The 19,414-nt window shown below is 73.9% G+C and carries 16 protein-coding genes; 10 read left to right on the forward strand and 6 right to left on the reverse strand.

Translation table 11 applies throughout. The features are described 5' to 3' along the window. Nucleotides 1-126 precede the first annotated feature (126 nt). Nucleotides 127-1,212, forward strand: coding sequence for a phosphotransferase family protein (locus ACTMS2_RS10100; RefSeq protein WP_441175183.1), 1,086 nt, complete (start codon nucleotides 127-129; stop codon nucleotides 1,210-1,212). Continuing rightward, entirely contained in the window at nucleotides 1,212-2,426 is a 1,215-nt protein-coding gene (locus tag ACTMS2_RS10105; RefSeq protein ID WP_441175184.1) for an acyl-CoA dehydrogenase family protein, read from the forward strand. Before ACTMS2_RS10100 ends, ACTMS2_RS10105 begins: the two co-directional genes overlap by 1 nt. Before the next feature lie 158 nt (nucleotides 2,427-2,584). Here the strand turns inward: ACTMS2_RS10105 and ACTMS2_RS10110 are convergent, their stop codons facing one another. From ACTMS2_RS10110 to ACTMS2_RS10135, 6 genes are all read right to left on the reverse strand, one after another. After that, entirely contained in the window at nucleotides 2,585-3,631 is a 1,047-nt protein-coding gene (locus ACTMS2_RS10110; RefSeq protein ID WP_089001329.1) for a LacI family DNA-binding transcriptional regulator, read from the reverse strand. An 85-nt stretch (nucleotides 3,632-3,716) separates the two neighbouring features. Next, the gene (locus ACTMS2_RS10115) at nucleotides 3,717-5,150 is read right to left on the reverse strand and encodes a GH1 family beta-glucosidase (RefSeq protein WP_441175185.1); all 1,434 of its coding nucleotides are present in this window, start codon (nucleotides 5,148-5,150) and stop codon (nucleotides 3,717-3,719) included. After that, nucleotides 5,147-5,989 carry a carbohydrate ABC transporter permease gene (locus tag ACTMS2_RS10120; protein ID WP_089001331.1) on the reverse strand — a complete coding sequence of 281 codons (843 nt, stop codon included), beginning with the start codon at nucleotides 5,987-5,989 and terminating at the stop codon, nucleotides 5,147-5,149. The genes ACTMS2_RS10115 and ACTMS2_RS10120 overlap by 4 nt, the downstream gene beginning before the upstream one ends. Nucleotides 5,990-6,000: 11 nt before the next feature. After that, complete coding sequence (locus ACTMS2_RS10125; protein ID WP_089001332.1) at nucleotides 6,001-6,966, reverse strand: carbohydrate ABC transporter permease; 966 nt, start codon at nucleotides 6,964-6,966, stop codon at nucleotides 6,001-6,003. Nucleotides 6,967-7,124: 158 nt separating this feature from the next. Then, a complete protein-coding gene (locus tag ACTMS2_RS10130) occupies nucleotides 7,125-8,417 on the reverse strand; it encodes an ABC transporter substrate-binding protein (protein ID WP_441175186.1) in 1,293 nt (430 codons plus the stop codon). A gap of 378 nt (nucleotides 8,418-8,795) precedes the next feature. Then, nucleotides 8,796-9,341 carry a plasmid pRiA4b ORF-3 family protein gene (locus ACTMS2_RS10135; RefSeq protein WP_441175187.1) on the reverse strand — a complete coding sequence of 182 codons (546 nt, stop codon included), beginning with the start codon at nucleotides 9,339-9,341 and terminating at the stop codon, nucleotides 8,796-8,798. 151 nt (nucleotides 9,342-9,492) lie between these two features. On the opposite strand from ACTMS2_RS10135, the gene ACTMS2_RS10140 reads away from it, so the two are divergent. The 8 genes from ACTMS2_RS10140 to ACTMS2_RS10175 all read left to right on the forward strand — a co-directional run bounded on the left by ACTMS2_RS10140 (nucleotide 9,493) and on the right by ACTMS2_RS10175 (nucleotide 19,262). Beyond that, nucleotides 9,493-10,239, forward strand: a complete 747-nt coding sequence (locus tag ACTMS2_RS10140; protein WP_441175188.1) for a pyrimidine reductase family protein — start codon at nucleotides 9,493-9,495, stop codon at nucleotides 10,237-10,239. Between the two features lie 142 nt (nucleotides 10,240-10,381). Next, entirely contained in the window at nucleotides 10,382-12,136 is a 1,755-nt protein-coding gene (locus tag ACTMS2_RS10145) for an ATP-binding protein (protein ID WP_441175189.1), read from the forward strand. Between the two features lie 66 nt (nucleotides 12,137-12,202). Further along, on the forward strand, nucleotides 12,203-13,351 hold the full coding sequence (locus tag ACTMS2_RS10150) for an exonuclease SbcCD subunit D (RefSeq protein ID WP_441175190.1): 1,149 nt from the start codon (nucleotides 12,203-12,205) through the stop codon (nucleotides 13,349-13,351). Beyond that, complete coding sequence (locus ACTMS2_RS10155; protein ID WP_441175191.1) at nucleotides 13,351-15,825, forward strand: AAA family ATPase; 2,475 nt, start codon at nucleotides 13,351-13,353, stop codon at nucleotides 15,823-15,825. The genes ACTMS2_RS10150 and ACTMS2_RS10155 overlap by 1 nt, the downstream gene beginning before the upstream one ends. Before the next feature lie 37 nt (nucleotides 15,826-15,862). Further along, nucleotides 15,863-16,822, forward strand: a complete 960-nt coding sequence (locus tag ACTMS2_RS10160) for a hypothetical protein (protein ID WP_089001339.1) — start codon at nucleotides 15,863-15,865, stop codon at nucleotides 16,820-16,822. Next, nucleotides 16,822-17,679: a spermidine synthase gene (locus tag ACTMS2_RS10165; RefSeq protein ID WP_441175192.1), complete on the forward strand. Its 858-nt coding sequence runs from the start codon at nucleotides 16,822-16,824 to the stop codon at nucleotides 17,677-17,679. The genes ACTMS2_RS10160 and ACTMS2_RS10165 overlap by 1 nt, the downstream gene beginning before the upstream one ends. A 108-nt stretch (nucleotides 17,680-17,787) precedes the next feature. Then, entirely contained in the window at nucleotides 17,788-18,486 is a 699-nt protein-coding gene (locus ACTMS2_RS10170; protein WP_101414767.1) for a sigma-70 family RNA polymerase sigma factor, read from the forward strand. Next, nucleotides 18,483-19,262, forward strand: a complete 780-nt coding sequence (locus tag ACTMS2_RS10175) for an anti-sigma factor family protein (RefSeq protein ID WP_441175193.1) — start codon at nucleotides 18,483-18,485, stop codon at nucleotides 19,260-19,262. Before ACTMS2_RS10170 ends, ACTMS2_RS10175 begins: the two co-directional genes overlap by 4 nt. Nucleotides 19,263-19,414: the final 152 nt, after the last annotated feature.

Genomic DNA, 19,414 nt, shown 5'->3' on the forward strand with positions numbered 1-19,414 from the left:
GGCACCGCTGGCCGGCAGGCTGGGCCCCAGCCTGGTGGGTGGCCGTTTCGCCCCTGTTGCAGCGGCATGTCCCGAGGGTCAAATCCCGACCTTGACAGAATGGCGGAGCTGCCATCAACTAATCGGATGACCGAGCCGGCCGTCGACGCGCACGGGCCGGGCAGCGTGCCCGCCCCCGCCTCCCCCCGAGGGCTGGATCTCGACCGGCTCGCCGATCACCTGGCCCTGCACCGGCCCGAGCTGGCCGACGGCCCGTTGCGGGCCCGGCTGATCGCGGGCGGCAAGTCCAACCTGACCTACCTGCTGGCGATCGGCGAGCGCGAGGTGGTGCTGCGCCGCCCGCCGCTCGGGCACGTGCTGGCCACCGCGCACGACATGGCCCGGGAGTACCGGGTGATCTCCGCGCTGGCGCCGACCGACGTGCCGGTGCCCGCCGCGCTGCTGCTCTGCGAGGACGCCGAGGTCATCGGCGCGCCCTTCTACCTGATGGAACGGGTGCACGGCGAGGTGTTCCGCACCCGTGCCCAGACCGATCCGCTCACCGCCGAGCAGCGGCGGGAGCTGGCGCTGGCGATGATGGACACCCTCGCCGCGCTGCACGCGGTCGAGCCCGCCTCGGTCGGGCTGGCCGACTTCGGCCGGCCGGAGGGCTACCTCGCGCGGCAGGTACGCCGCTGGGCCGGCCAGCTCGACCGGTCCCGCAGCCGGCCCCTGCCCGGCATCGAGGAGCTGCGGGACCTGCTCGCCGGCACCGCGCCGGAGGGCGCCAACGCCGGTCGGATCGTGCACGGCGACTACCGGCTGGACAACCTGCTCGCCACCGTCGACCCGGTGGCCGTACGGGCCGTGCTCGACTGGGAGATGGCCACCCTCGGCGACCCGCTGGCCGACCTCGGGCTGCTGCTGACCTACTGGGACGTGCTCGGCGGCAGCGACTCGGCCGCCGGCAACCCGGTCGCCGACGGGCTCGGCCCGCGCGCCGGGTTCCCCACCGGCGCGGAACTGATCGCCCGGTACGCGGGGCGCGGCGACGTCGACGTCGGGCCGCTGCACTGGCACGTCGCGCTCGGCTGCTTCAAGCTCGCGGTGATCTGCGAGGGCATCCACTACCGGCACACGCTCGGGCAGACGCTCGGCGGGGGCTTCGACCGGATCGGCGACATGGTGGCACCGCTGGTCGAACACGGGCTGACCGCCGCCAGGGAGCGGTGATGGACTTCGCGTACGACGCCCGCACGGAGCAGCTGCGGGCCGAGCTGACGGACTTCCTGGAGCAGCACGTCTACCCCTCGGAGCCGGTGCACGCCGCGCAGGTGGCCGCCGCCGGCGACCCGTGGGCCCGGCCCCCGGTGATGGCCGAGCTCAAGACCGAGGCGCGCAAGCGCGGCCTGTGGAACCTCTTCCTGCCCGATCCGCGCCACGGCGCCGGCCTGACCAACCTCCAGTACGCCCCGCTGGCCGAGCTGACCGGGCGCAGCCCGCACCTGGCCCCGGAGGCGCTCAACTGCGCCGCACCGGACACGGGCAACATGGAGCTGCTCGCCGAGTTCGGCTCGCCGGAGCAGCAGGAGCGCTGGCTGCGGCCACTGCTGGAGGGCGAGATCCGCTCCGCCTTCTGCATGACCGAGCCGGAGGTGGCGTCCTCGGACGCGACCAACATCGCGACCCGGATCACCCGCGACGGCGACCACTACGTGGTCGACGGGCGCAAGTGGTGGTCGTCCGGGGCGATGGATCCGCGCTGCGAGATCTTCATCGTGATGGGCAAGACCGACCCGCAGGCCGACCGGCACCGCCAGCAGAGCATGATCCTGGTGCCCCGGGACACCCCCGGCGTCGCCGTGCGGCGGGGCATGACGGTGTTCGGCTACAGCGACGCCTCGCACGGCGGCCACGCCGAGATCGACTTCACCGACGTCCGCGTACCGGTGGAGAACCTGGTCGGGGCGGAGGGCACCGGCTTCGCGATCGCCCAGGCCCGCCTCGGCCCCGGCCGCATCCACCACTGCATGCGGCTGATCGGCATGGCGGAGCGGGCCCTGGAGCTGCTCTGCCGGCGGGCCCTCGACCGGGTCGCGTTCGGCCGGCCGCTCGCCGAGCAGGGCGTGGTGCGCGAGTGGATCGCCGAGTCGCGGGTGCGCATCGAGCAGGCCCGGTTGCTGGTGCTCAAGACCGCCTGGCTGATGGACACGGTCGGCAACAAGGGCGCGCACACCGAGATCCAGGCCATCAAGATCGCCACTCCCGCCATGGCCGAGTGGGTGATCGACAAGGCCATCCAGGCGTACGGCGGCGCCGGCGTCAGCCAGGACACCCCGCTCGCCGCTCTCTGGGCGCAGTCACGCACCCTGCGCCTGGCCGACGGCCCCGACGAGGTCCACCGCTCCTCGCTGGCCAAACGCGAACTACGCCGCTGGTCGGACTGACCCCCCAGACACCGCCCCACACGCGAGCCGGCCCGCCGCCCCCTCCCCCGCCCGCCTCAGCCTGTTGATCATGAAGTTGTCGTCGCGACACGCCGATGTCGAGGGCAACCACTTCATGATCAACCCGGAGGTGGGTGGGTGGGTCGAGGTGGGGCGGGTCAGGCGGAGGCTCGTTCTATGAGCTGGGTGTCGAGGAGGATGTGGGGGGACGGGAGCTCGTCGCCGCGGATGCGGGAGACCAGCAGGCGGGCCATCTGCCGGCCCATCTCCTCCACCGGCTGGAACACCGTGGTCAGCGGCGGCTCGGCCTGCCGGGCGATCGGGGCGTCGTCGAAGCCGACCACCGCGACGTCCTCCGGCACCCGCCGGCCCGCCTCGCGCAGCGCGCGCAGCGCCCCGAACGCCATCAGGTCGGAGGCGACGAAGACGGCGTCGAGGTCGGGGCAGGCCTCCAGCAGCCGACGCATCCCGGCCGCCCCGCTGCCCTCGCTGAAGTCGCCGTACGCGATCAGGGCGGGGTCGACACCGCGCCCGGCGGCCTTGACCGCCTCCTTGTAGCCGGTCAGTCGGCCCAGGCCGGCGCCCATGTCCTGCGGGCCGGCGATGGTGGCGATGCGCCGCCGCCCCCGGCCGGCCAGGTGTTCCACCGCGCGCCGGGCGCCGCCGACGTTGTCCACGTCGACGTAGTACGCCGGCTGCGCGCCGGGTTGCAGCATCCGGGCCGGACGGCCGCCGAGCACGGTGGGCAGGCCGCGCTCCTCCAGCAGGGTGGGCAGCGGGTCGGAGTCGTGCAGCGACAGCAGCAGGACGCCGTCGACGTGCTGGTTGGTCAGGTGGTGCTCGACCCGCTCCCGCTCGATCGGCGACTGCACCATGGCCAGCCAGAGCTGCAACGGGGTCTCCAGCAGCCCCGAGCTGACGCCCCGGACGATGCCGGCGAAGAACGGCTCGGTGAAGACCCGGTCGCCGGATTCGGAGACCACCAGGGCGATCGAGTCGGTGCGCTGGGTGACCAGTGCGCGGGCGGCCCGGTTCGGCACGTACCCCAGCTCGGCGATGGCCTGCTGCACCGCGGCGCGCGCCTCGGGGCTCACCTGCGGCGAGCCGTTGACCACCCGGGAGACCGTCCCGCGACCGACGCCGGCGCGGGCGGCGACGGCGTCGAGGGTCGGGCGCCCGAGCGACCGGGTGCGCTGCGTTGTCATTGTCTGCTCCTCCGACGGCGGACCGGCCCCGGCGCCACCCCCTGCGGGATGGCGCCGGGGCCGCCCGTTGATGACTGGCCCTGGCCTATTGTGCGGCCAGACCGTTGCGTCGGATCACCTCGGCGTACCACCTGGCGCTGGACTTGGGGATGCGCACCTGGGTGTCGTAGTCGACGTGGACCATCCCGAACCGCTTGGTGTAGCCCCAGGCCCACTCGAAATTATCCATCAACGACCAGGCGAAGTACCCGCGCAGGGGCACCCCGGCCTCGATCGCCTCGTGCGCGGCGCGCAGGTGGGCGTCGAAGTACGCCAGCCGGTCGGCGTCCTCGACCCGCCCGTCGACCACCTCGTCGACGAAGGCGGAGCCGTTCTCGGTGACGTAGAGCGGCAGGTCGGTGTACTCCTCGTGCACCCGGCGCAGCGTCTCCACCAGGCCGGGGGCGTCGATCTCCCAGTTCATGTCGGTGACCGGCACGCCCCGGGTGACGAAGCGGACGTCCTCGCTGCCCGGCCAGCACGACGGCGCCCGCCAGTACGGCTCCGGCTCGGCGTCGGGCACCGGCGCGGCGACGACGTGGCGGCTGTAGTAGTTGACGCCGACCACGTCCAGCGGGGTGGAGATGGTCGCCAGGTCGCCGTCGCGCACGTGCCCGAAGTCGGTCACCCCGGCGAGGTCGGCCATCAGGTCGGCCGGGTAGGACCCGCGCAGCAGCGGGTCCAGGAAGAAGCGGTTGGCCAGCCCGTCGATGCGCCGCGCGGCGTCGGCGTCGGCGGGCGCGTCGCTGGCCGGGGTGACCGGGTAGAGGTTGACCGTCACCCCCACCTCGGCGCTCGGCCGGGCCGCGCGCAGCGCCTGCACGGCGAGGCCGTGCCCGAGCATCAGGTGGTGCCCGGCGCGCACCGCGTCGGCGCCGTCCGAGCGGCCCGGCGCGTGCACGCCCGAGCCGTAGCCGAGGAACGCCGAGCACCACGGCTCGTTGAGCGTGGTCCAGTAGCGCACCCGGTCGCCGAGCGCGTCGGAGACCAGCGTGGCGTAGTCGGCGAAGCGCGCGGCGGTGTCCCGGGCCGGCCAGCCGCCGGCGTCCTCCAGCGGCTGCGGCAGGTCCCAGTGGTAGAGGGTGAGCCACGGCTCGATCCCGTGCCCCAGCAGCTCGTCGACGAGCCGCCGGTAAAAGTCGAGCCCCTCGGCGTTGGCCGGGCCGGTGCCGCCGGGCTGGACCCGGGGCCAGGAGACCGAGAACCGGTACGACCTGAGCCCCAGCTCCGCCATCAGCGCGACGTCGGAGCCCATCCGGTGGTAGTGGTCGCAGGCCACGTCGCCGGTGTGCCCCTCGACCACGCGGCCGGGGGTGTGGCTGAAGGTGTCCCAGATCGACGGGGTCCGGCCGCCCTCGGCCGCCGCGCCCTCGATCTGGTACGCGGCGGTGGCCGCGCCCCAGAGGAAGCCGGGCGGGAAGGTCAGCGGCGGACGGTCGACGACGACGCCGACGGCGGGCGGGCTGGCGGGGTTGCTCACGACTTGACGGCACCTTCCATGATGCCGCCGACGATCTGGCGGCCGAACACGATGAACACGATCACCAACGGTAGAGTGCCGACCGCCGTGGCGGCGAACACCTGCGAGTAGTCGGTGTAGTAGGCGTACGACAGGAAGGCCAACGAGACCTGCAGGGTCGGGTTCTCGGAGGTGAGCACCGCGTACGGCCACAGGAACGAGTTCCAGGTCTCCATGAACGTGAGCAGGCCGAGTACGGCGGCGGCCGGGCGCAGCGCGGGCAGCACGATGTTCCAGTAGATCCGGAACGTGCTCGCCCCGTCCACCCGGCCCGCCTCGATCAGCTCGTCGGAGATGGCCTGGGTGGCGTACTGCCGCATCATGAACACGCCGAACGCGCTGACCAGGAACGGCACCGTCACCGCGTAGAGGGTGTCGAACCAGTTCAGGTCCTGGATCATGCCCCACAGCGGGATGAGCCCGAGCTGCGTCGGGATCATCATGGTGACGATGATCGTCAGCAGCAGGGCGTTGCGGCCCCGGAAACGCAGCTTCGCGAAGGCGAAGCCGGCCAGCGAGCCGGTGATCACCACGGAGACGGTCACGATGCCGGAGACGATCACCGAGTTGAGCAGGCCGGTGAGGAAGTTCGCCGCCTCGTTGTCGAGCACGCGGCCGAAGTTGTCGCCGAACGACCCGGCGGGCGCGACCGGCGGCGGGACGTCGTTGATCGAGTCCAGGCTGCGGGTGGCGATGACCACCATGTAGTAGAACGGGTAGATCGAGAAGAGCGTCGCCAGGACGAGCGCGACGTAGGTCAGCGGGCTGGTGCGCCACAGGCGCCGGGATGCCGAGTTCATCTGGGCGTTCCTCACTTCACCGTGCGGCGGACGAGCAGGAAGTTGATCCCCGAGACGAGGGCGATCATCAGGAACATCGCCCAGGCGACCGCCGCGCCGTAGCCGGCCGTGTTGAGGTTCTCGATGCCCAGCTCGTACATGTACATGGCCAGGGTCTGGAACTCGCGCTGGTCGCCGCCGATGATGTTGCCGTTGGCGAAGACGAGCGGCTCGGTGAAGAGCTGGAGCCCGCCGATGGTGGAGAGGATCACCACGAAGACGAAGGTCGGCGTGAGCATCGGCAGGGTGATCCGCCAGAACTGCTTCCACTGGCTGGCGCCGTCGAGCGCCGCCGCCTCGTACAGGTCGCGCGGGATGGCCTGCATGCCCGCGAGCAGGATCAGGGTGTTATAGCCGGTCCACCGCCAGTTGACCATCGAGGCGATGGCGGTCCAGGAACTCCAGCGCTCGGCGTCCCAGTCGATCGCGTCGATCCCGACGAAGCTCAGCAGCCAGTTGATGACGCCGAAGTCGCGCTGGAAGAGCATGCCGAAGACGATCGCCACGGCGGCCACCGAGACCACGTTCGGCATGAAGATCGCCATCCGGAAGAACGTGCGCGCGCGCAGGAAGGTGCGGTTGAGCAGGTTCGCCAGGAACAGGGCGAGCAGCAGTTGCGGGATGGTCGACAGCAGGAAGATGCCGAACGTGTTGAGCGTGGCGTTCCAGAAGTACTCGTCCTTGACCAGGGCGACGTAGTTGTCGAACCCGATGAAGCTGTGGTCGCCGATCAGGTTCCAGTCGTGCAGGGACATCCAGGCGGTCCGCAGCATCGGGTAGAGCCCGAAGATGCCGAAGACCACGAAGAACGGCGCGATGTAGAGGTACGGCGAGTACTTCAGGTCCAGCCGGGTCAGCGAGTGCGACCGGCGCCGCGCGGGCGGGCGGGGTGGCGGTGCGGCGGGTGACGGCGGCGCCGTCGTGGCCGAGAGGCTCATGGGGGTCCTTTCCCGGCGTCGGCACGGGCGCGCGCCGACGCCCAGGCGCTCTTACGCGAAAACGGGACGGCGCCGATGGCGTCCGGGGACGGAACGGGGACGGCGCCGGTGGCGCCCGGGTGTGTGAGGACCCGGACGCCACCTGGCGACGAGGTGGGTCAGAAGGCGCCCTGCGTCTTGGCGTCCTTGGCGAACTGCTCCCAGGCCTTGTCCTTCGTGGCCTGTCCCTGTTCGTACGAGCGCAGCGCCGGCTCGAACGCGTTCTCCTTCACCGCCTGGTGCTTCGGGCCGAGGTGCAGCGGCTGGATCTTGGCGACGCTCTCACCGAAGATCTTGCCGGTCGGCGCGTTGTTGAAGTACTCGTTGGTGTAGGCGAGGAACTCCGGGTTCTTCAGCGCCTCCAGGTTGGTCGGCAGCGGGCCCTTGAGCTTGAACGCCGCCACCTGGCTCTGCGCGTTGGTGAGGTACTCGGCGAGCTTCGCCGCCTCCTTGGGGTACTTGCTCTGGGTCGGCACGCCGAGCCAGGAGCCACCCCAGTTGCCGGCGCCGCCGGGCACCGGGGCGACGTCCCACTTGCCCTTGTTCTCGGGGCCGGAGTTGTCCGCGACGATGCCGAGCATCCAGGACGGGCAGAAGGTCGCCGCGAAGGTGCCCTGCTTGAAGCCGGCCGACCACTCCGGCGACCAGGTGGCCGTCTCGGCGGTGATGTTGGCGTCGGCCATCGCGACCGCGGTGTCCCAGGAGGCCTTCACCGCCGCGCTCTTGTCGGCGACGATGTTGTCGTCCTTGTCGTAGAACAGGTCGCCGCCCTGCTGGAACATGACCGCGCTGGCGGCGGTGGTGACCGAGTCGACCAGGCCCTTGCCGGTGGCGGCGCGGTACTTCTTGCCGGTCTCGATGAAGGCGTTCCAGTCCGGCCAGAGGGCGGCGACCTGGTCCCGCTCGACCGGCAGCTTGGCGGCCTGGAAGAGATCACGGCGGTAGCAGACGGCGAGGCTGCCGACGTCGGTCGGCAGACCGATCAGCCGGCCGTCGGGCGCCTTGCCCAGCTCCCACTTCCAGGGCAGGTAGTCCTTGCTGTGGTCGGCGACCAGCGGGGCGAGGTCAGCCCAGTTGGCGGGGTTGGCCTTGAACTCGTTGAGGATGCCCTCCTCCAGGGCGACCACGTCGGCCGCGCCCTTGCCGGTGGCCAGCGCCCGGACGATCTTCGGCCGGTACTCGTTGAGCTGGGCGGTCTTGCGCAGCTCGACCTTGATGCCGGTGTCCTTCTCGTACTGCTTGATGATCTCGTCGTAACCGAACTCGCCGAACGTGTCGACGACCAGCTTGGCGGGCTTCTCGCCGGCCGCGGGCGCGTCGTCGTCCTTGCCGCAGGCCGCGAGACCGCCGATGGCGGTGATCGCGGCCAGTGCGGCAGCCGCCATGCGGGTGCGCCGCGTGGTGAGGCTCATCGGAGACCCCTCTTTCGGTGGTGAGGCTGACTGGGTGTGGTGGGGGGTGCCGTGCGCGCCGTCGGTGCCGGCCGGGGCCGGCGCTCGACGACCGGGAGCGGGGCGCGGGTGAGTCGTGCCACGTTCGCGGGAGCGCTCCCATGAGATTGCCGGCGGGTGTCAGGGGTGTCAATAGGCCTATGGGAGCGTTCCCAGATCGTTACCGCGAACGCGTCCGCCCGCAACGCCGCGCGCCGCGGGCCGATCCGCACCCCGGCACCACCTGGGCATCCGTCGGATTGAAGCGGTTCAGCACACCCGTGCGGGGACGACAGGCACGCTCAACGGCCCGCCCGGCAACCGGATACGGGCCGCGGACGCGTCGCGGGCCGAAGCGGTTCAGCAGAAGCGGCGCAGCAGGGTGCCGGCCCGGCGCGCGTCGAAGGCGTCCGGGTCGAACCGGTCGCCCACCAGGTCCCGCGCCGCCGGGTGCCCGGGGTGCGCCGGGTCCGCCAGCGCGGCCAGCAGCGCCTGCCAGCCGGCCGGGCCGCCGGTGTCCTCGGGCGGGCACGCCCGCTCGCCGCCCGAGCAGGACGGGTACCGCTCGTCCGGGTCGGCCGTGAAGGCGTCCTCCACCACCAGGTCGTGCTCCCACCAGTCGCCGAAGTCGTACGTGTAGTGGAAGCGGCTGCCCTTGCCGACGACGGCGTCGAGGCGGACGTCCAACTCGTCGTGCAGGGCCAGCTCGCCGTCGGGGTCGGGCTCGCCGTACTGGCGGCCCTCGATCTCGAACGAGTGCAGGTGGCAGTCCCGCCAGCCCATGGCGTGCTGCACCACCCGGTGCAGCCGGTCCAGCGTGTAGCCACCGGGGACGAGGACCCGACGCCAGACGGGCGGCCGGACCCCGGCCAGGGAAATCTTCAGCTGGAAGATCTGACGCGGCATGCTGTCCCATCCTTCCTCGGCATAGGCTGCGGGGCATGATCTGCCGAGCGTGCCGGGCCAGGCGGCACGACGACTGCCCGGGGCGGAACTGGTGCGACTGCCAGCACCGTACCTCCCGACCCACCCCTCCGGTCACCGGTCCGGCCGGCGAATGAGCGTCGGAATCCCGATCTCGGCGCTCTGGCCGCGACCGTCGGCGCGCCCGTTGGACGACGCCGCGCTCACCGCGCTCTACGGCCGGGTCGACCGACCCCACCTGCGGGTCAACTTCGTGACCAGCGTCGACGGCGGCGTCTCCGTCGACGGCTACTCCGCCGGGCTCTCCGGGGAGCCGGACAAGCGCGTCTTCGGGCTGCTGCGCATGCTCTGCGACGCCCTGGTCGTCGCCGCCGGCACGCTGCGGCGCGAGGGCTACCGGGCGGTACGCCTCGACGAACGGCGCCGGGCGTGGCGCCGCGAGCACGGCCTGCCCGAGTACCCGACGCTGGTCGTCGTCTCCGGCTCGCTCGACCTCGACCCGGCGCAGGCCGCGTTCGCCGACGCGCCGGTGCGGCCCGTGGTGCTCACCCGGGCCGGCGCCACGGCGCCGCCCGGCCTGAGCGACGTCGCCGACGTGGTGCGCCGCGGCGACGACCGGGTGGACCTGGCGGCGGGCCTGACCGAGCTGCGCCGCCGCGGGCTCGGCCAACTGCTCTGCGAGGGCGGCCCGCAGCTGTTCGGCGCGCTCACCGCCGCCGACCTGGTGGACGAGGTCTGCCTGACCGTCGCCCCGCTGCTCGCCGGGGCGGGCCCGGGGCGGATCACCGCCGGCGACGCCAGCGACGTGCGCCACCTGCCGCTACGGCACGTGCTCGCCGCCGACGACGGCGTGCTCATGCTCCGCTACGCCCGCGACTGACCGTGGCCGGGCGGGCACCCTGCGGCTGAGGACACCGACGACGGCGTGGCGTCCGCCGCGTCGCGTGGCAACGTGTCGTACTCCTCGGGCAGGATGCAGGCGTGTGCCCCGACCGCGACGACCAGCCGACCGGAGTTGCCCGATGACTGACGACGGGTTCGACGGCCCGGGCGAGGCGGTCGGCCGGGTGCTGGGCACCGCCGACGCCACCCCCCTGCAGTTCTGGACGGCGGTCTCCCCCGGCAGCTACCTCCAGCTCGACGACGTCGTGGTGACCCGGCGCGAGCTGCCCGACCGCGAGCCGGTCACGATCGCCGGGGTGGTCACCCAGGTGCGGGCCCGGCACGAGGGCGCCCAGTTCGAGTCCGACGTCTTCGCCATCGCCGACGGCACGCTGCCCGCCCAGGTGCAGGAGGCCGCCGAGATCACCACCACCCGCGTCGACCCGGAGCTCTACGTACCGCCGTCGCCCGGCGCGGTGGTGCACCGCGCCGAGGGCGACGCCCGGGCCCGCGCGCTGCACTTCGACCGGATGGAGCGGCGCATCCCGATGGGCATGGGCCGCGACGGGGTGCCGGTCTACCTCAACGCCGACTTCCTCGACGGCAGCCGGGGCGCGCACGTGTCGATCTCCGGCATCTCGGGCGTCGCCACGAAAACGAGCTTCGCGACCTTCCTGCTCTACTCGGTCTTCCGCTCCGGAGTGCTGGGCGGCGACGCGGTCAACGCCAAGGCGCTCATCTTCAACGTCAAGGGCGAGGACCTGCTCTTCCTCGACCACCCCAACACCCGGCTCGACGACGCCACCCGCGCCTCCTACGCCAAGCTCGGCCTGGTCGCCGGCGCCTTCCCCGACGTGCGGGTCTACGCCCCGCCCCGGGTGGGCGACTCCTCCGGCACGCCCGACGTGAGCAGCCGGCTCACCGGGGTCGACAGCTTCTACTGGACGCTGAGCGAGTTCTGCGCCGACCGCCTGCTGCCCTACGTGTTCGCCGACGCCGACGACGAACGCCAGCAGTACACGATGGTGGTGCACTCGGTCGCCGCCCACCTGGCCCGCTACGCCCAGCCCGCCGACGGCGGGGTGAGCATCGACGGGGTGCGTCTCGGCTCGTACGCCGACCTGGTCGACCACGTCGTCGAGCAGCTCAACGACGACGAGACCCGCTCCCACTGGGCCGGCAGCGCCGTCGGGCTGGGCACGGTCAACGCGTTCGCCCGGCGGCTGATCGGCAGCAAGAAGGACCTGTCCCGGCTGATCCGGGGCGACCTGGCCACCCGCCGCCCGCACAGCATCAACACCGCCGAGAGCGCTCAGGTCACCGTGGTCGACCTGCACAACCTCCCCGACCGCGCGCAGCGGTTCGTGGTCGGCGTGACGCTGAAGAGCGAGTTCGAGCGCAAGGAGAAGGCCGGCACCGCCAAGCCGCTGCTCTTCGTGGTGCTCGACGAGCTCAACAAGTACGCCCCCCGCGAGGGCTCCTCCCCCATCAAGGAGGTGCTGCTCGACATCGCCGAGCGGGGCCGCTCCCTCGGGGTGATCCTGGTCGGCGCCCAGCAGACGGCGAGCGAGGTGGAGCGGCGCATCGTCACCAACTCGGCGATCCGGGTGGTGGGCCGGCTCGACCCGGCCGAGGCGTCCCGCCCGGAATACGGCTTCCTCCCACCCGCCCAGCGGCAGCGCGCGCTGCTGGCCAAGCCGGGCACGATGTTCGTCAACCAGCCCGACATCCCGGTGCCGCTCTGCCTGGAGTTCCCGTTCCCGGCCTGGGCCACCCGGGTCTCCGAGGCCGGCCGCGCCCCGTCCGAGACACTCCGGTCGCTCACCCAGTCCGTCGACCCGTTCGCGGTGGTCGGCTCCGGCGGCGGCACCTCCGACGACGACATCCCGTTCTAGGGGGAATCCGGTGAGCGCGAGGAGTGAGCTTGCGAGCCCCGCAGTCGCGAACGAAAGGCGGGCCCCGTGAAGATCCTGCACACCTCCGACTGGCACGTCGGCAAGGTCCTCAAGGGGCAGTCGCGGGCCGAGGAGCACAAGCGGGTCCTGGCCGGCGTGATCGACGTCGCCCGCGCCGAGGCGCCCGACCTGGTCATCGTCGCCGGTGACCTCTACGACACCGCCGCCCCGACGCCGGAGGCCACCCGGCTGGTCACCCGGGCGCTGACCGCGCTGCGCCGCACCGGCGCCGACGTGGTGGCCATCGGCGGCAACCACGACAACGGCCAGGCCCTCGACGCGCTGCGGCCCTGGGCCGAGGCCGCCGGCATCACCCTGCGCGGCGGGGTCCGGGACAACCCCGACGAGCACGTCATCGACGGCACCACCGCCGGCGGCGAGCGGTGGCGGCTGGCCGCGCTGCCGTTCCTCTCCCAGCGCTACGCCATCCGCGCCGTGGAGATGTACGAGCTGACCGCCGCCGAGACCACCCAGACGTACGCCGACCACCTGGGCCGGGTGCTGGGCCGGCTCACGGAGAGCTTCACCGAACCGGACCGGGTGCACCTGGTCACCGCCCACCTGACCGTGGTGGGCGCGACCACTGGCGGCGGGGAGCGCGACGCGCACACCGTGCTGGGCTACGCGGTGCCCGCGACCGTCTTCCCGGGCACGGCGCACTACGTGGCGCTGGGCCACCTGCACCGCTCGCAGCGGGTGCAGGGCCCCTGCCCGATCCGCTACAGCGGCAGCCCGCTCGCGGTCGACTTCGGCGAGCAGGAGAACGTGCCGTCGGTGACCGTCGTCGAGGTCACCGCGACCACGGCCGCGCAGGTGCGGGAGGTGCCGGTGACCGCCGCCACCACGCTGCGTACCGTCCGGGGCACCCTGGCCCAGCTCGCCGACATGGACGTGCCGGACGCCTGGCTGCGGGTCTACGTCCGGGAGCAGCCGCGCGCCGGGCTGCGCGAGGAGGTGCAGGAGCTGCTCCCGCAGGCCCTGGAGATCCGGATCGACCCGGAGCTGGTGCCCGCCCCGGGCAGCGGCGCCCGGGTGGCGCAGCGGGCGGGCCGCTCGCCCCGGCAGCTCTTCGCCGACTACCTCGACAGCCGGGGGCACACCGACGACGGGGTGCGGGAGCTCTTCGACGAGCTCTTCGAGGAGGTCGACCACTGATGCGGCCGATGCGGCTGGACATGGCGGGCTTCACCGTCTTCCGCGACGAGACCACGATCGACTTCACCGACGCCGACTTCTTCGCGCTGGTCGGGCCGACGGGCTCCGGCAAGTCGACGGTGCTGGACGCGATCTGTTTCGCCCTCTACGGCACGGTGCCCCGCTGGGGTGGCGCCCGGGGCCTGTCCAACGCCCTGGCGCCGTCGGCCACCGAGGCGCGGGTCCGGCTGGTCTTCGAGTCGGCCGGTTCCCGCTACGTGGCGACCCGGGTGGTCCGCCGCGACGGCCGGGGCAACGTCAAGACGGCCAACGCCGGATTGCAGCTGATGCCGGCCGGTTTCGACGTGACCAAGCTCGACACCGGGCTGAGCCCGGAGGACCTCGGCGAGGTGGTGGCCGGCACCCCCGCCGAGATGGAGCAGGCCGTGCTGGAGGCGGTCGGGCTGCCGTACGAGCAGTTCACCAGCTGCGTGGTGCTGCCGCAGGGGCAGTTCGCGGACTTCCTGCACGCCAAGCCGGCCACCCGGCAGCAGATCCTGGTCAACCTGCTGGGCCTCGGGGTCTACGAGGACGTGCAGAAGCGGGCGACCGCGCGGGCCGCGCAGGCCGAGGCGAAGCTGGAGGCGGTCGACCAGGCGCTCGCCGGGCTCACCGACGTCGACGACGCCGCGCTGGAGGCGGCGATCGGGCAGGTCGACCGGATGCGGGAGCTGGCGGGGGCGGTGGCGAGCGCCGTACCGGAGCTGGAGGCGGCCCGGGCGTCGGCGCGGGAGGCGGGCGCGGCCCTTGCGGCCCTCGACGCCGACCTGGCGGTGTTGGCGGCCGTGCGGGCGCCCGACGGCGTGGCGGAGGTGGCCCGGGCGGTGGCGTCGGCGCGGGCCGGCGCGGACGAGGCGGCGACGGCGGTGTCGCTGGCCGAGGAGCGGGAGGAGAAGCTGCGCGGCGAGCTGGCCGCCGCCGGTGACGAGAGCGCGCTGCGGTTGCTGCTGCGGGCGTACACCGACCGGGAGAAGCTGGCCGGCGAGGCGGCGGCGGTCCGCGCGGCGGTGACCGGGGCGCAGGCCGAGCACGGCGCGGCCGTGGCGGCGCTGGCCGAGGCGCGGGCGGCGGCCGAGCGGGCCGAGGCGGAGCTGGAGGCGGCCTTCCGCGCCCACGAGGAGGCGAAGGCGACCGACCAGGCGGTGGCGTTGCGCGCGCACCTGCGCGCCGGGGCGCCCTGCCCGGTCTGTGAGCAGACCGTCGCGACGGTGCCGGCGGTGCCGGCCGATTCGGCGGTGGCCGCCGCGACGGCGGCGGGACGGGCGGCGCGGGCCGCCAGCAAGGCCGCCCAGTCGGTGGTGCAGGAGCGCGACGGGGCGGCCCGGGAGCTGGAGCGGGTGCTGCTGCGCGCGCGGGCCCGGCAGGACCAGGTGCAGGCCCGGCTGGCCGAGCTGGACGACCAACTGGCCGGGGCGGCCGAGCCGGTGGTGCTGCGCCGCGAGCTGGACGACCACGCGCGGCTGCGCCGGGCGCTGGAGGAGTCGGCGGCGGCGGTGCGGGCCGGCCGGGAGGCCGCGCGGCGGGCCCGGGCGGCGGTGGACGCCGCCGAGGAGCGGTTGCGGGCGACGTGGCGCGCGTTCGACGCGGCCCGCGACGGGCTCGCCCGGTTCGGGCCGCCGACGGCGGACCGCGACGACCTGGGGGCCGCGTGGGCGGCCCTCACCGGCTGGGCCGGCGAGGAGGCGGAGCGTCGCCGCGCCGAGCGGGCCGGGCGGGCCGGGGCGGTGGCGCAGGCCGAGGCGGCGGCCGCCGAGGTCGGCGAGCGCATCGCGGGCGTCCTCGCCGCCGCCGGGCTGCCGCCCGCCGACGATCCGCTGCGCGCCACCGACCGCGCCCTCGAGCGGGCCGAGGCAGACCTGCGCGAGCTGGAGCGGCGCCGGGAGCAGGCCGGTGGCCTGCGCGAGCAGCGGGCCGGCTACGAGCGCGAGGCGCAGGTGGCCCGGGCCCTCGCGGGGCACCTGCGGGCCAACAACTTCGAGCGGTGGCTGCTCGCCGAGGCGTTGGACCTGCTGGTCGACGGCGCCTCGGGCATCCTGCGGGAGCTCTCCGGCGGGCAGTACGACCTGGTGCACGACAAGGGCGAGTTCTTCGTGGTCGACCACCACGACGCGGGGTTGCGCCGGGGCGTGCGCACCCTGTCGGGCGGTGAGACCTTCCAGGCGTCGCTGGCGCTGGCGCTGGCGTTGTCGGAGCAGCTCGCCGGGATGTCCACCACGGCGGCGAGCCTGGAGTCGATCGTGCTGGACGAGGGCTTCGGCACGCTCGACGCGGCCACCCTCGACACGGTGGCCGCCACGCTGGAGAACCTGGCCGCCCGGGGCGACCGGATGGTCGGCGTGGTCACCCACGTGCCGGCCCTGGCCGAGCGCATCCCGGTCCGGTTCGAGGTCAGCAAGGACGCCCGGTCGGCCCGCGTCGAACGGACCGGCCGGTGAGCGGGGCCCCGGCGCGCGCGACGGGAGGTCCGCTGCGGTGACCGATCCCCGGTTCTTCGTCGACGCGTGGGACCCGGCGTACGGCGCGTCGTTCGAGGCGTCCGGCGGCGGTCCCGCCGCGCCGAGCAGCGCCCAGGTCGACGCGGACGCCGAACTGCCGGCGGTGGACTGGCGGGCGATCGGGCCGCGCTCCGACGTCCGGGCCCCCGACGTGGTGCTGCTCGTCGACGGGGTGCGCCGCATCGACGCGAGCGTGTGGACGGCCGAGGACGACGGCGCGTCCTTCCCCGGCCTCGCCGCGTCGTACGCCGCCGGGGTGGTCCGGTGCGACCTGGAGCGCGGCGCGGCGCAGCTCGCCGGGGCGAAGGTGGGCCGGGGCCTGTTCACCGCCAGTCCGTCGGCGGTGGACGTGGTGGCCGGCAGCGTCCGCTACCCGGTGCACCGGGTGAGCGGCACGGGCGAGCTGAACAAGCTCCCGGCCGCCGTGCAGGGGCCGCTGACGGCGCTGGAGGTGGAGGTCTCGGGGGCGGCCCGCACCGACGGCGACCTGCTGGTGGTCGACGGCCCGCTGCGCAACCGGCGGCAGCTGCCGCGCACCCTCGGCTACATCAAGACGCAGCACAGCCAATACCTGGACGCCCGGCTGACCGCCGTGGTCACCGGGTTGGCGGCCGGCGAGCGCTCCCCGGTGTTCAAGCTCGGCACGGCCTGGGGCGGCTGGTCGTGGTACCTGCGGCTGCCGGTGGCCCTCGGCGCGCCGTGGGCGGGCATCGTCCGGATGGAGTGCTCCGCCGAGCTGGGCATCGACGAGGCGGTGGGGCTCGCCGACCTGTCGCTGGTCACGCTGCCCCGGTTCGCGTCCACCCCCTACAAGGACCCGCGGGCACCGCAGAACCTGATCCCGATCGCCGGCCTGGAGCGCCGGCTGCGGTCGCTGCTCGGCGACGCGCGGCTGCTGCACCGGGTGCTCACCACCGCCGCCCGGGCCCGGCGCTGATGGGCCGCAAGCGGGCGGCCGACACGGTGGCAGCGCGGGTGGACACCGGCCAGGCCGAGCTGGTGCCCGATCCGGACCGGCCGGGATCGTGGACCCTGCTGCTCGACGGCGCCCCGCAGTCGCACGTGGACCTGGCCGATCCCACGCACCTGGAGTTCGAGTACGTCCGGCGGCTCGCCGCCGCGATCGACCTGATGGCCCCGGCCGGGGCGCCGCTGCGGGTGCTGCACCTCGGCGGCGGCGCGCTCACCCTGCCCCGCTACGTGGCGGCCACCCGGCCCGGCTCCACCCAGCGGGTCGTCGAGGTGGACGGCGCGCTCGTGGAACTGGTCCGCCGGGCCCTGCCGTGGCCGCCGGACCCCCGCCTCAAGGTGCGGGTGGCCGACGCCCGGGCGGTGCTCGCCGCCAGCCGGGACGCCAGCTACGACGTCGTGCTCGCCGACGTCTTCGCCGGTGCCCGTACGCCGGCGCACCTGACCTCGGTGGAGTACGCCGCCGAGGTGGCCCGGGTGCTGCGTCCCGCCGGCTTCCACCTGGCCAACGTGGCCGACGGCCCGCCGCTGCGCCACGCCCGGGCGCAGGTCGCCACGGTCCGCTCGGTGCTGCCCCGGGCCTGCCTCGTCGGCGACGCTGCGGTGCTGCGCGGACGTCGTTACGGCAACCTGGTGCTGGTGGCCGGCCGGGTCGAGCCGCCGGTGCCGGAGCTGACCCGGCGCGCGGCCGGGGACTGGTTCCCGGGCCGGGTCCTGGCCGGCGAGGAACTCGACCGCTTCGCGGGCGGCGCGGCGGTGGTCCGCGACGTCGACGCCACCGACTCGACCCCGCCGCCGCCCGGGATCTTCTCCGTGGGCCGGTGAGCGGAATCTTTTCCGCGCGCCGTTGATCCGTTCGCCCCGTGGCCGCGTACCACCGGGCGGCCGTGCCCGCGGGGGACGGCCGATGTCATCGGACACCCGGAGGTCTGCATGCATGCGGTGGCGGCGGCCGGTTGGCCCGGCGACGGGGCGCGGGGGGACTGGATGTCCGCGCGGTCCCAGTCCCGGCCGGGCACGGCGGCACGCGGGGTCGACGCCCGCGAGGCGCCTCGCCAGAATGGGCCGGTGACGCCGAGATCCGCCCCCGGACGCCACCAGGCGGCACCGTCCACCGAGGCGGGTCACTCGGACCGGCTGATCCGGCTGCTCTACGCCGAGCACGCCGGGCCGCTGCTGGCGTTCGTCATGCGGCTCACCGGCGGCGACCGGCAGCGGGCGGAGGACATCGTCCAGGAGACGCTGCTGCGGGCGTGGCGCAACGCGCACCGGCTCGGCGCGCAGGGGCAGGGCTCGCTGCGGCCGTGGCTGGTCACGGTGGCCCGCCGCATCGCCATCGACGAGCACCGCAGCGAGCAGGCCCGGCCGGCCGAGACGTACGACCGGGACCTGACCGCGTTCGCCGAGGCGGACAGCACCGACCGGGTCCTGCGCACGATGACGGTGGCGGACGCGCTGCGTACGCTGAGCCAGTCGCACCGGGAGATCCTGGTGGCCACGTACTTCCGGGGTCGGACGGTGCCGGAGGCGGCCGAGGAGCTGCGCCTGCCGCTCGGCACCGCGAAGTCGCGGGTCTACTACGCGCTGCGCGCGCTGCGCACGGCTCTACAGGAACGGGGGGTGACGGAATGAGCCGGGCGGACCACATGGACGTAGCGGCGTACGCGCTCGGCGTGCTGGACGAGCACGACACGCAACGGTTCGAGGAGCACCTCGCCGCCTGCTGGGCGTGCGCCGCCGAGTTGGAGACGATGGTGCCCGTCGTCGGCCTGCTCTCCGACATCGACGGCGAGACGATGGCCGCGCTGGAGCAGACCCGCACCGATCCGGCCCTGCTGGACCGGACGCTGGTCGCGGTCCGCGCCCACCGGCGGCGCAACCGGGTCCGGCAGCTGCTGGCCACGGCCGCCGCGGTGCTGGTCCTGGGCGGGCTGACGGGGCTCGGTTTCGCCCGGATCGCCGGTGACAGCGCGCCCGAGGTGGCGGCCGAGCCGACCGCGACCGCCCTGGTCGCTCCGCCGACGGCCAGCCGCTCCAGCGACCCGAACGACCCGAACATCGGCGGTACGCTGCCGGAGGGCGACCCGGTCAACGTCGTCGACCCGACCACCGGCGTCGAGGCGACGTTCTTCGTCGTGTCGAAGGACTTCGGCACGGGGGTGGACTTCATCCTCGCCAAGCTGCCCGGGCCCCGGACGTGCCGGCTCGTCGTGGTGCGGAAGAACAACAGCACCGAGGTGATCTCCAGCTGGTCGGTGCCCGCCACCGGGTACGGCACCAACGCGCGCGCCGACAAGCTGAGCCTGTCGGCGTCGACGTCGACGCGCCTCGGCGACATCAAGCAGATCCAGGTGCAGTCGGTGGACGCCGGCGGGGTGGCGAGCCCGCTGGTCACGGTGCAGCTGTAGCAACCGCCGCGGGACCGGCGCCGGCAGCACGACGGCCGGCGCCGGTCCCGCGTGCCGTCGCGGCACGGTCTCCCGGTCGCGGGTGGATGGCCGGGCGGTCCTTTCCGGGGAGGAACTGCCCTCGTGGCGGGAAACGGATTTCCGGCCCGTTC

The organism is Micromonospora sp. SD12, assembly GCF_052068495.1.
GTDB classification, from domain to species: domain Bacteria; phylum Actinomycetota; class Actinomycetes; order Mycobacteriales; family Micromonosporaceae; genus Micromonospora; species Micromonospora echinofusca.